Annotated in this window: 8 protein-coding genes; 3 read left to right on the top strand and 5 right to left on the bottom strand. The window is 37.0% G+C overall.

Features of this window, described 5'->3' with window-relative positions; genetic code table 11:
* Window position 1 precedes the first annotated feature (1 nt).
* Together HAV12_RS15145 and HAV12_RS15150 are read right to left on the bottom strand one after the other, a co-directional pair.
* Window positions 2-2218 (bottom strand): glycoside hydrolase family 3 C-terminal domain-containing protein, encoded by a 2217-nt coding sequence (locus HAV12_RS15145; protein ID WP_171570394.1) that lies wholly within the window; start codon window positions 2216-2218, stop codon window positions 2-4.
* Between the two features lie 207 nt (window positions 2219-2425).
* Window positions 2426-3991, bottom strand: coding sequence for a DUF6377 domain-containing protein (locus tag HAV12_RS15150; RefSeq protein WP_240345172.1), 1566 nt, complete (start codon window positions 3989-3991; stop codon window positions 2426-2428).
* Window positions 3992-4211: 220 nt separating this feature from the next.
* Between HAV12_RS15150 and HAV12_RS15155 the strand changes: the two genes are divergently transcribed.
* A complete protein-coding gene (locus HAV12_RS15155; RefSeq protein ID WP_171570396.1) occupies window positions 4212-4556 on the top strand; it encodes a 5-carboxymethyl-2-hydroxymuconate Delta-isomerase in 345 nt (114 codons plus the stop codon).
* Window positions 4557-4633: 77 nt separating this feature from the next.
* Here HAV12_RS15155 and HAV12_RS15160 read toward each other — a convergent pair whose 3' ends face one another.
* Window positions 4634-7084, bottom strand: coding sequence for a glycoside hydrolase family 3 N-terminal domain-containing protein (locus HAV12_RS15160; protein WP_171570397.1), 2451 nt, complete (start codon window positions 7082-7084; stop codon window positions 4634-4636).
* A 430-nt stretch (window positions 7085-7514) separates the two neighbouring features.
* Here HAV12_RS15160 and HAV12_RS15165 point away from each other — a divergent pair, with 430 nt between their 5' ends.
* On the top strand, window positions 7515-8261 hold the full coding sequence (locus HAV12_RS15165; protein ID WP_171570398.1) for an NUDIX domain-containing protein: 747 nt from the start codon (window positions 7515-7517) through the stop codon (window positions 8259-8261).
* A 291-nt stretch (window positions 8262-8552) separates the two neighbouring features.
* Here the strand turns inward: HAV12_RS15165 and HAV12_RS15170 are convergent, their stop codons facing one another.
* Both HAV12_RS15170 and HAV12_RS15175 read right to left on the bottom strand, forming a co-directional pair.
* The gene (locus HAV12_RS15170; RefSeq protein WP_171570399.1) at window positions 8553-10814 is read right to left on the bottom strand and encodes an acyl-CoA dehydrogenase; all 2262 of its coding nucleotides are present in this window, start codon (window positions 10812-10814) and stop codon (window positions 8553-8555) included.
* A gap of 131 nt (window positions 10815-10945) precedes the next feature.
* Entirely contained in the window at window positions 10946-11860 is a 915-nt protein-coding gene (locus HAV12_RS15175; protein ID WP_171570400.1) for an EamA family transporter, read from the bottom strand.
* 102 nt (window positions 11861-11962) lie between these two features.
* On the opposite strand from HAV12_RS15175, the gene HAV12_RS15180 reads away from it, so the two are divergent.
* Entirely contained in the window at window positions 11963-13381 is a 1419-nt protein-coding gene (locus tag HAV12_RS15180; protein WP_171570401.1) for a PLP-dependent aminotransferase family protein, read from the top strand.
* Window positions 13382-13408: the final 27 nt, after the last annotated feature.

The raw sequence follows: 13408 nt of genomic DNA on the forward strand, positions 1-13408 counted from the left end.
ATTATTGAAGTGAGAAACCCACTTTAGATTTTATGTCAACAGCCGAAGCACCAATTAAAGCTTCGAAAGCTCCCGGTTCTGCAACCCAGTCGTGTTTTTTATCATCGAAAAAGCTTAAAGCTGTTTTGTCTACTGTAAAAGTAATTGTCTTTTCTTCTCCCGCTTTAAGCGAAACTTTCTCAAAACCTTTTAATTCTTTTATTGGACGAGGCAAAGAAGATTTTAAATCACTGATATAAAGCTGAACTACTTCCGCTCCTTCTCTGTTTCCTGTATTTTTTACTTTTACAGAAAACGTAATTTGATCTCCGGCAGCCATTTGCTTTTTATCCGCCGTTACTTTTCCGTACTCAAAAGTGGTGTAGCTTAAACCATGTCCAAAAGCGAATAATGGTTTTGCTTTTTGTTTGTCAGCCCAACGGTATCCGACAAAAATGCTTTCTTTATACGTTACTTCTTCTCCACCGGGGAATTCTCCCAAGGCATGCGCTCCGTTATCCGTTAATTTTACAGGAAAAGTAAAGGTCAGTTTTCCGGATGGATTCACATCTCCAACCAAAACAGCAGCCAAAGCATTTCCTGCCTCAGTACCTAAAAACCATCCCTGAACAATTCCGGGAACTTCTTTTACCCACGGCATTGCCACGGCATTTCCTGAAATGTTTACAAAAACTACATTTTTATTGACTTTAACTAACTCCGAAATTAATTCATCCTGACCATACGAAAGTTCTAATCCTTTTCGATCGTGACCTTCATCATCCTGATTTGGAGCTTTATTCAAACCTCCTATAAAAAGGACAATATCAGCGTCTTTTGCTACTTTTAAAGCTTCAGCAGTTAATTCAGCCGGAGAACGTTTTTCTTCTAAACTTACTTTGGCAACAACTCCGTTATAATTACTTGTCGGATCTCCAACGTAACCGCGGGCATAGACAATTTCAGCCTGATTTCCGATTCTTTTCTTTAATCCTTCCAGTGGCGTAATTTCGTATCTGGCTTTTAACGAAGAACTTCCTCCACCAACGGTCATCATTTTGATCGCATTTTCTCCAATAACTGCAATTTTCTTAGTTTTAGAAAGATTGATTGGCAGGATATTATTGTTGTTTTGCAATAAGACAATTCCTTCTTCGGCAATTTTTAAACCTGCATCGGCATGTTCTTTTGTTCCGAAAGATCCGAATGGTCGTTCTTTATTCATGGTCGTTAAAAATGACAAGCGTAAAATACGACGTACTTTATCGTCCAGTTCTTTAGTTCCCACTTCTCCTTTAGCAATCATGGTTGAATATGGTTTTGCTAAATAATAGTTGTCATAAGCGTTGCTGGTTCCCCAGGTAAGTCCGTTAGTCCAGGAACCGAATTCCATATCCAGACCATTATGAATGGCTTGTTTGGTATCATGAACTCCTCCCCAATCTGAGATTACAACTCCTTTGAAACCCCATTCTCCACGAAGAATATCATTCAGTAAAAACTCATTATGACAGCAGTGCTGCCCTTTGTATTTGTTGTAAGATCCCATTATGGCCCACGCATCACCTTCCTGAACGGCTGCTTTAAAAGCAGGTAAATAAATTTCGTACAACGCACGGTCATCCACAATTACGTTTACACTATTACGGTTCGTTTCCTGATTGTTTAAGGCAAAATGTTTTACACAGGCAGCTACTCCATTAGACTGAACTCCTTTAATATAAGGAACCACCATTTTTGAAGTCAGGAAAGGATCTTCTCCCATATATTCGAAGTTACGACCGTTTAGCGGCGTTCTGTAAATATTTACTCCGGGGCCTAACAGTACATTTTTATTACGAAAACGTGCTTCTTCTCCTATTGATTTACCGTATAGTGACGATAATTCCTTGTCCCATGTTGCAGCAAGTGCCGTCAATGCAGGGAATGCGATACAGGAATCATTTGTCCATCCTGCCTGTTCCCATTCGTCCCATAAAACTTCCGTACGAATTCCGTGTGGTCCATCTGTCATCCAGTTTTCAGGAATTCCCAAACGCGGAACACCCGGTGAACTAAATTTAGATTGTGCATGAATCATGGCAATCTTTTCATCAATGGTCATTTTCGAAAGCGCATCTTCTACGCGCTCATTGATTGTTTTTTTATCATCCAGATAAACAGGAACTTTATTTTGTGCATTCAATCCGAATGAACTTAATAAAACTAAAACAACAACTGTTTTAAGGTTTTTAAACATAACTATTAATTTATTAAAGCATTTATTTTTGGCGGTGTACTCTAGTAGTCAAAAGTACCTTATAATAATATTGTAAAGCTAAAACGTTATAGTACACGTTACATTTTTAAACGAAAAAAAGTAGTGATTTAAAAAATCAAAATATTTAAAATCAAAGACTTAACAAAATTTAAATGTAGAAAAAAGTAGTGGTTTTAAAATAAATCGTTATACTTTCAAGGATATTAAACCTATTTTAATGACCATTTCCTCGAAATCATTTCGCGAAACTGCGGCTTTATTTCGGGCTCTTGTACGGTAATTATAAATAGTGCTTAGAGAGTAACGCAAAAAGGCAGCAATTTTCACACTGTCGGTAATCCCAAGTCGGATCAGTGCAAAAATTCTAAGTTCTGTATTGAGTAATTCTCCCTGCTTTAAAACGATCTGTTCTTCTTTTATGAGCAAGTCATTAAAATCTTTGACGAATGTCGGATAAAGATTCAGAAAGATAATGTCAAAGTTTTTATACAATTCCTCCAGTTCATTATCAACCAAGGTTGTTGATTTCAGCATTTTATAAATTTCATCAAATTGTTTGGCTGTAGCCTTTTTATTCAAAATGATGCGGTAATTTTCTAATTTATTAATGTAAGCCGAACAAAGGCTGAAGAAATGCGCAATGTATTCTTCTTTGATATGATTGGATTCTGACAATTGCGCGTTACGTTCCTGCAACTGACTGTTGGTTTCGGTAATATCTTTGTTTAATTCGGCTAATTTCTGGCTCGTTTCATAAAGTTCCCCACGAATTCGGGATACTTTTTTCATTTGCTTGTACACATAAATAACCGCTACAATCAGAAATAAGGAAAGTAAACTGATGCATAAAAGATAAAGCTGTAATTCTGTTTTTCTTTTTGCTTCTTTCTCTAAATATACGGTATTGATGATTGAATATACTTCTGACATCAAAAGGGTACGAAACTGTACATTGCAATAAAGTGCATCCTCAATAGCGGATTGCGTCAGCTTATATGCCATATCTACATCGCCTATTTCATAAAAAACCAACGCCAGTTCCTGAAGCGATGCATTGTCTTTTATAGCATTTTTGATATCCGCAATAGAAGAAAGCGCATAATATTTTTTTCTTAATTCTAATTGATGCGTTGTTTCATAAATACTGCCAAAAAGATAGGTAATCATTGCATATTGCGAATCTTCTTCTTTGGTATTTTTCAATAAAACTGTTAATTGCTTTTCGGCAACAGCAAACTTTTTGTCAAAAATATTTTTCTGAATCTGAGTAATTTTAAAATTCAGTGATTCCGGATGGAGAACGCTTAGCAAAGAATCTCGGTATTTGCCTATTTGCTCAATGTATTTTTTGCTGGTGCTATTGGCATTATAATGCTCAAAAAACTCCCGGTAAACCACGTAATAGTTGGGCAGCAACGACTGGCTTAATGTTTTTTTATTGATGCTTTTAAGAATAGCCTCGGATTCGCGATATTTTCCTGATGAAGAATACAGATTGGCTAGTTGCAATGCTGCCAAATCTGATAAATCTTTATTTTGAAGTGCTGCTGCAAGTATCACATTCTTCTTAACATAAAAAATAGCCGAATCGGAATTGAATTTCTGATATTCGTTATATAACGTTTTATTGTAATTGTATTCCTGTTCTTTGGTAAACGCGTCGGACTTGATTTTCTTGAAGTTCAGAATTCGTTCTTCTTTTAACTTAACATAGTATTGTTTATTTCTCAAAGCATCATTCAGCTTACTCAAAATAGTAGCTGTACTATCCGATGCACAAACAGGGAAGCAAAAAAGAAGGGTTAAAACAAAAAGAAAATAATTTTTCAAACTAATAAAAGATAAAACAGAATTACAAATATAAGAAAGTGATGGTATAAAAATGATTTATAAAAACCCATTTCCGTCAAATCCGGATAATGTTTGCTAATTTTGTCTCAATGAAATTCTCTACACACTAAACTACATGCAGATGCCACATTTTATCATTGATTGTTCTGAAAACGTAATCCGGTTAAAATCTGCCGACGAAATAATGCAGGAAGTTTATAATTCAGCTTTAGCAACGGGACTTTTTGTGGAATCTGAAATAAAAGTCCGTATCAATCCTTTTGCTTTTTATAATAATGGAAATACGCTGGATGATTTTATTCATGTTTTCGGATATATTATGGAAGGCCGGAATGACGATCAAAAAAGAAATCTTTCCAAAGTAATTGTAACTAAATTAGCTTCGATTCTTCCGGAAGTTCCGGTGATTTCGATCAATATTCAGGATTTCGAAAAATCAAATTATTTTAATAAGGCAATGGTATAAAAAAATCGTTCCGTTTATAAATTCATACGAAACTTATAAACGGAACTATACTTTTCAAAATTAAAATCGTCGATAAATTACGGTTTCAATTCTGTGAATTTGTTGTCTAATTCAAAAGCTTTCTTTACTTTTTCCACCGTAATTTCATTTGCTACGGTGAACTCAGCTGTTTGTTTGATGTTTAAAGAAGAGGCTCCCACCAAAACTTTATACGTTCCGGCTTCGGCAATCCACGCACTTTTATTTTCTAAAAATGATGCTAAATCTTTTGGCGATAGTGCAAAAGTCAGGGTTTGGCTTTCCTCTGGTTTTAATTCTTTGGTTTTGCCAAAAGCTTTCAATTCTTCTTTTGGTTTGTCAATAGATTTAGACGGAGCAGCAAGATAGACCTGAACAACTTCTTTTCCGGATGTTTTTCCGGTATTTTTGACTGTAACTGAAACTGTCAGTTTATCTTTAAAAACCGGAGCGTTTACTTTCACATTCGAATAATCAAAAGTCGTATACGAATTTCCATAGCCGAATTCATACGATGGTTTTATGTTAAAAGTACTGAAATAACGATAGCCCACATACACTCCCTCTTCATAAGTCACTTCTTTTGGATTATCGACAGGAATTCCCGGAAAGTTTTTGGCTGAAGGCGTATCCGCATATTTTACAGGAAATGTCATGGTCAGTTTTCCGGACGGATTGATCTTCCCGGAAACGACATCCGCAACCGAATGTCCGCCTTCCTGCCCTGGCTGCCACGCTAATAAAATAGCATCTGCTTTATCTTTCCACGATGCTGTTTCGATTACTCCGCCGATATTTAGAATCACCACTACTTTTTTTCCTTTTGCATGAAAAGCAGTTGAGATTTTATCCAGCATTTCAAGTTCTTCTGTGGCCAGATTAAAGTCATTATCAACAACTCTGTCGTTAAACTCTCCAGAGTTTCTTCCCAAAGTCACGAATGCAATTTCAGAACTTGCCGCTTTTTTAGCAATAAAAGCATCATCCAATTTCAATTCAGGAAGTCTTTCAGGCAAAGCCATAACTCCTTTTTCTTTTCTTCTTTCCTTTTCAGCAAGTACTTCTTTATCAGCGTATGGTTTATACAAATCAACTAATTCCTTATCTAATTTGTAACCTGCAGCATTTAAACCTTCTAAAAGGGAAACCGTGTGTTTGTTATTTACGCTACCGCTTCCGGTTCCGCCTGTAATCCACGCATAAGACGTAACGCCAAATACAGCAACTTCTTTTTGTTTGTCGGCAAAAGGTAATGCACTATTGGTGTTTTTAAGCAAAACTATTCCCTCAGCCGCTGCATTTCTGGTTACCTCGGCATTTTTTGTTAAATTAGGTTTATCGCTGTATTTGTATTTTGCAAAAGTTGGGGTGCGGAAAATATATTCTAAAATTCTTTTTGTATTTGTATTTGCCACTTCCTGAGAAAGTTTTCCTGAATTTAAGGCTTCTAATAATGCCTTTTTCTGTACCGGAATTCCTGGCATCAAAAGATCATTTCCGGCAATCATTTGTTTTACTACTTCAGAATTTGAACCATCTCTAATACTTTCAAATCCCGGAAAACCGCCAAACCAGTCTGTCATTACAATACCCTTAAAACCCCATTCGTTTCTTAAAACTTCAGTCAGTAAATCTTTTCTGGCAGAAGTATATTCGCCGTTAAGTTTATTGTAAGATGACATTACAGTCCACGGCTGCGATTCTTTCACTGTGATTTCAAAACCTTTTAAGTACAATTCTCGAATCGCTCTTTCAGATACATGCGCATTAATTGTTAAACGGTTGGTTTCTTCATTATTAACTGCAAAGTGTTTAATCGAAGTTCCCACGCCCTGCGACTGAATTCCGTTTACGATTGCTGCTGCCGTTTTTCCTGAAATCAGGGGATCTTCAGAATAATATTCGAAGTTTCTCCCGTTTAAAGGATTTCGGTGGATGTTTAAAGCTGGTGCCAATAAAACGTCAACACCATATTCTTTTACCTCATTACCCATTGCTTTTCCAACTTCTTCCAAAAGCGCTTTATTCCAGGTCGAAGCCAAAGCCGTTCCAACCGGAAATGCCGTTGCATAATAGGTTTTTGTATCATTATCTCTGGTTGGCTGAATTCTTAAACCCGCTGGGCCATCGGCAACAACTGTGGCTGGAATTCCGAAACGCTCAAAAGCAGCAGTTCCGCCGGCAGCTCCCGGAACCAACCCTTTTTTAGAATCTCCAATAGGACCCGTAAGTACTTCTATTCCCGGCATTCCGGTTCCGATAAGCAGTTCTGCCTTTTCTGCATTGGTCATTTCTTTTATAATCGCGTCAATTCTTGTATTTACAGAAAGTCGGGTATCTTCCCACGGGTCTAATTTTCCGTTTTTATTGAAATCTTTAAACGTAAAACCTTTAATGGTAATTAACGGCGGTTCATTTATATCATCCGTCACTGTATTAAAGGATAAGTTTGAAAGTACCAATGCGGTCAAAAGTGATACTCTCGCTGTTTTTATAATTTTGTGTTTCATGCTGTAGAGATTAGTTCATTAGTTTAAAAATCCTTGTAATTTCTGCTGTTTTTCCAATCAGTTTATTAATTGTGAAATTTCATTGCTTCCTTATGAAGCAATATTAATTACAATTTCTCATATCAGCAAATAAATACCGTATAATTTTCATTATCAAATTAATAGCATTTAAAAATGAAAAGAAAAGAAAAAATAAAATCTATAACCGATTTATCAAAATGAAGTGCAAAAACAGCTATTTCGTTTGCGTAAAATATTGAAATTAGCCGAAAAATTAATTTTACTTTAAAAAAACAGTAAACGAAAAGACAGTGAAATAACAAATTTGAAAATCAAATATTTTTTTATGCGAAGAATAAATTGTCAGAAAAATTTTAAATAATTTGACTTGTTCCATTCAAAAAACTAAATTTGGAAATACTTCTGCCAAATGGAATTTAAAAGAATACTTGAACAGCAATCCGAAGAGTCCTGGAATAAATATATTCCGACGCTTTCTATTGACTGCGTTATTTTCAGTTTTCACGAAACGACGCTTCAGGTGTTGCTGCTTAAAATGAAAGATCAGTTCAGCTGGGGACTTCCCGGCGGGTATGTCGGTAAAGAAGAGAATGTAGATGATGCCGCAATACGCATCCTGAAAGACAGAACCGGAACTGAAAATATCTACTTGCAGCAATTTTATACTTTTGGAAATTTAAAACGTTCTGAAAGTGCTTTTGAGGGATATGCTGATACACTTTGGAATAAACAGCGCTTTGTTTCGATCGGGTATTATGCTTTGGCCGAATACACCAATGTGAAATTAATTATCGATCACTATTCTACTGCCTGTGAATGGAAATCTATTGCCGAATTGCCCGAATTTATGATGGACCACAGAACTATTTTCGAAAGGGCTTTACTTACGCTTCGGGAACAATTAAACAATCATCCGATAGGTTATAACCTTCTTCCTGAGAAATTTACCATGCCGGAACTGCAAAAATTATATGAAGCCATTTTAGGCAAGAAATTAAACCGGGGAAATTTTTACAGAAAAATTCTGCGTTACGATATCCTCACAAAATTAGACGAATCGAGAAAAGGAGGCGCGCACAAAGCACCTGATTTGTATAGTTTCGATCTTGAAAAATACAATGCTGCCTTAAAAGAAGGTTTGAAAGGAAACTGGTAATAGGAATTATTTACCATGTAAGTGATGTAAGTTCATTAAAGTTTTTTATTTCACGCAGATTTGGCAGATTGAGCAGATTTTTCTCATTTGTGTCATTTTGTGTCATTTCTGACGAAGGAGAAATCACACTAGAAACTACGCAAACAAAGTCACCAATCTTTGTCGAATTACGAGTCTGATTTCTCCTTCGTCGAAATGACAAACTTTGGGCTAAAAAAAACTCTGTCAAAGTTTAAAACCTTGACAGAGCTCTTAAAAAAGTCTATTTTCTTTACTCTTTACTCTATATTCTTAATTAACTGCAATAGGTGCTGCCAGGCAACTTTCCGGAATATCAAAGGCATTAACCAATGATACGGCATCGGGACGAATATCCCAGCAAAGCTGATTGACCATTTTACGAATAGCTTTGGTTTTTACCGCTTCCATATAACCGTCTTCGAGATACCAGCCTTTGTTTTTTTCGATCTGGGCAAGTGCATACAGCTGATTCAGTTTTATTAATATTGCTTTTGAGTTTTCGTCTTCAACCGCTTTTATGGCTTCCTGAAACTGCTCTAAAACAATACGTTCCAGATAAGCCTGCCCTACATCTATCATTTGGTGCTGCACGACATTAAAAGCATCATAAGCTTCCAGACCTTCGTCAATCAGTTTTTTGATACGTCTTGCTGCCGATGCCAGAATTGTTTTTTCCCTGTGAACGAATGCCTGCAGATGAAACTGATCGTCCAATAAATGTTCGTCATCTGTTCTGCGGGTGGCTATTGGATTTTTCTCAGCAATAGCGGTTTTTGCATTTTCATAGACATAATTAATAATGCCCAAAGATCCCATTTCGCCAAAGGACTTTCTAAATTCAGACAAGCGGTTTTTAGCAACGAGTTGCATCAGAACGGTATTGTCACCTTCAAAAGTGGTGTATATTTCGGTATCGTTTTTTAGGGCATCAATTCGGTTTTCAGACAAATATCCTTTTCCTCCGATAGCTTCCCGGCATTCCTGCAAAATATCTCTGGTACTCCAGGTCGAATAGGATTTCATTCCGGCCGCCAAAGCTTCAATTTCCTGCATTTCCGATTCGGTTCTGTTCAGAAAACGGTTCGTTAGGTATTGCAAGGCAAAATGTACCGCGTAGGTTTTTGCTAAATGCGGCAATAATCTTCGTTGGTGCATTCGATAATTTAAAATCGGCACTTCAGAACCTCCTTCAGGACCAAATTGTCTGCGCTGATTGCTGTAGCGAATGGCAATTGTAAGTCCTGATTTAGCAGCGGCCAAAGCCGAACGCGGAATTCCGATTCGTCCTCCAACCAAAGTGCCCAACATCGTAAAAAAACGTCTGTTATCACTCGGAATCGGACTTTCGAATTCTCCTTTATCGTTGACGGAAGCAAAACGATCCAGCATGTTTTCTTTTGGAATCTCAACCTGGTCAAAACTAATTGTTCCGTTATCAACGCCGTTTAATCCCATTTTATGACCGCAGTCGCCAATGGTAACTCCTGATAAAGTATTGCCGTTTGTATCGCGCAAAGGCACCACAAAAGCGTTTACGCCGTAATCATGACCATCAATAATCAGTTTGGCGAAAACAGTTGCCATTTGTCCATGAACCGCTGCGTTACCGATATATTCTTTTTGTGCATTTTTATTGGGCGTATGTATCGTAAAAGTCTGATTTCCGTGACTATAAGTCGCCGTAGTCTCCAGCCCTTTTACATTGGAACCATGATGTGTTTCAGTCATGGCAAAACAGCCGGGAAGCTTCAATGATCCAATATCTTTTAAATATTTTGCGTAATGTTTCTCTGTTCCTAACGACTGAACACTCATTCCCCAGAGTCCGAACTGGACTCCGAATTTGATTACCAGGCTTAAATCGTGGTAACTCAGGGTTTCCATAATAGCAAAATAATCGGCTATGTTTTCTCCTCCTCCATGCTGCTTTGGATAAGCCATGTTTCCGAGATTTTCATCGGCCAGGATTTTACACCATTTGTATACCGTCTCGCGATATACATTAATATCTGTTGAAGTTTCATAAGCGAACTCCGATCTAGAAATGACCGATTTTACCTTTTTAATAATTGAAGCTTCTTTTCCGTCTAAAATTTCGGTGATTTTTTGAATGTCAAAATTACTGTTGGTTTGGGAACTGGCCGTAAAGGACTCCGCTTTTGTTTTGAAATTCTGAATGACTTCTTCACCTAAAACGCCCAGATCATTTTCGAGTTTTGTAAAATCAGCTTCTAATGTTGAAATATCCAGATGAGTATCCGAAAGAGCCACTGCTATATCAAATACAGATTTTATAGATGATTTATCTTTAATGCTTTTCTCTATATCCAGTTTCCAATCTGCGAGTTCATTTCGGGAAGGAGGATTTGAAATATCAACTTTAGAAAGCAAATATTGCTGTTCTTCAGGCGAAAGTAAAGTAAGGGAACGAATAAATTCCTGTAAAGTCGAAAACTCTTTCTGTGTCAGAAGATCATCGGACCACACCAGATAAAATAAAGGTATAAAGGCTTGTAGTTTCGTATTTTTCATAAAATAATATTGTGCTTTTGTGGAAATTAAATTTCAACTGTCTTTCGATAAAACAAAAAAAACAGAAATGAAAAATAATCATTCCTGTTTTAATATGCTGTTAAGATTGTGGTAATTTTACTTTTTCGAAATTATGTATTTTTAGTCACCGGCAAATATTTCGCTCTCAAGGCAAAAAGATGATGGGAGTTAAATACCAAAACTGCAATGAAAATAATACCATATGCCAGAACCTGTAAGCTGTTAATCTGCTCATTAAAAACAAAAGCGGCCAGCGCAAAAGCAATCATCGGATTAATATTTAAAAGCATTCCGACAGTAGAAGAATTAAGTCCTGAAAGCGCGTATAAATTCAAAAACAACGGAAAAATAGTAAACAGTATGGCAATGGTTTCAATACAGAAATAAAACTTAAATTCTGTTGGTACCGGACCACTGTAAACCGGATAAAAAGGCAGCAAAACCAATCCGGCCAAAGTAATGTGAAACGTAAGGATGATAAATTTATCAAACCCTTTATTGACACGCTGGCTTACTAAATAGGATGCATAGGTTAACCCAATTATAATACTGAAAAACATATCCATAATATTAGCGTAGGACAACAATAAGCAGCCTGAAACACTAAGCCCAACGGAAATCCATTGTGTTTTTGACAATTTTTCATGCAACAGAAAATAGGCCAGAAGCGTGGTTAAAATTGGACATACCAGATACGCTAATGATGTTGCTTTTACACTGACATGATTCATTACATAAATAAATGTAAACCAGTTTGCCATTAGAAAAAAGCTGCCTCCGAAATTTAATAATAGTGTTTTTCTTTTTTCTGCTTTTGATAAGGCTTTAAAAGTCGCGATTGTTTCTGTGATGCTTTTTCTCCTAAAAGTAAAAGCAATCAATAACATGAGTATACTGCAGCTAAAAACGCGGTTGAACAAAATATCCAACGAAGGGTATTCATGAATAGGTTTTAGCACCAGGCTAAAAAATCCCCAAATGGTGTAAGAGGTAATCGCTGCTAAATAATATTTTGTTGTTTTCACGGGGTTTGTTTTTGGTTAATTTTTCTGATTAAGCAAATTTCATAAAAATAATACAGCAATACAGATACAGTTTTTGTAAATTGCACCATAACAGTTTCTTTTATGAAAAATTCCAATTACTTATATCTTCAGTTTGCAGACCGAATTGAAAAGCAGATAAAATCGGGTGTTCTGAATGTTGGAGACAAGCTGCCCTCGATTCGGGAAGTCTGTTCTGAAACCGGTTACAGCATGAGCACTGTCAGTAAGGCATATTACGAAGTCGAAAGCCGTTCTCTGATCGAATCAAGGCCTCAGTCGGGTTATTATGTGAGTAATACTTCTGCAAGAGTAATCGCTGAACCCAGTTCAAGCAGTCCGGTTTTAAAATGCCTGAATATTGACCGGGAGGATTTAATCGATCAGGTTTACGGCAATATGACCGATAAAAATATAACGATGCTTTCTTTGGGTTTTCCTTCGAATGAACTTCTTCCTATTGCAAAATTAAACAAAGGAATGATTCAGGCGATGCGTTCCTTGCCCAATAGCGGAACGAGTTATGAAGAAGTACAGGGCAATCCGAATCTGAGGCGCGAAATCGCCAGATGGTCTTTTACCTGGGGCGGGTCGCTTACCGAAGAGGATATTATTACAACACCGGGCTGTACAAGTGCGATCTCGCATTGTTTAATGACGCTAACTAAACCGGGAGACACCATTATTATTGAAAGTCCGGTTTATTTTGGCCTGCTGCAATTGTCAAAATCATTGGGCTTGTATATTATGGAATTACCAACCAATATGACCACAGGAATAGAATTAGATGCTGTAAAAAAAGCCATTTCGACCAAAAAAGTAAAAGCCTGTGTGCTCATGAGTAATTTCAGCAATCCTTCCGGAAGCATGATGCCTGTGGAGCATAAAAAAGAGATTGTCCGATTAATGGAATTTTATAATGTTCCCTTAATCGAGGACGATATTCATGGTGATTTGTATTTTGGCTCCAGCCGGCCAACCAATTGCAAAACCTATGACGAAAGCGGAATTGTGCTTTGCTGCAGTTCAGTATCCAAAACACTGGCTCCGGGTTATCGCGTAGGATGGGTTTCGCCGGGGAAATTTAAAAAGGAAATCCTGAGAAATAAAATTTATCATACGCTCTCCTCTCCTACCATCACACATGAAGTTGTGGGTGATTTTCTTAAAAACGGACGCTATGAGAATCATCTCCGAAAAATTCGTCAGATCCTGAATCATAATTGCAATAATTACATCAACACGGTTCTGGAATCATTTCCGACAGGAACAAAAGTGAGTCAGCCACAGGGGGGATTTTTTCTTTGGGTAGAACTGGATAAAAAAATAGATACCGCCGATTTTTACCATCTGGCAATGAAACATCATATCAGCATTGCTCCGGGAAGGATTTTCTCTTTTCAGGATCAGTTTTCCAATTGCATGCGCCTGAGTTTTGGCCTGCCCTGGACCAATGAATTGCGACAATCCATACAAACGCTGGGCAAACTGCTCTCGTTATAAATAAAAAAAACAGGCAGCAAAAAAACA

The sequence above is a fragment of the Flavobacterium sp. CLA17 genome, assembly GCF_013112255.2.
Lineage (GTDB): Bacteria > Bacteroidota > Bacteroidia > Flavobacteriales > Flavobacteriaceae > Flavobacterium > Flavobacterium circumlabens.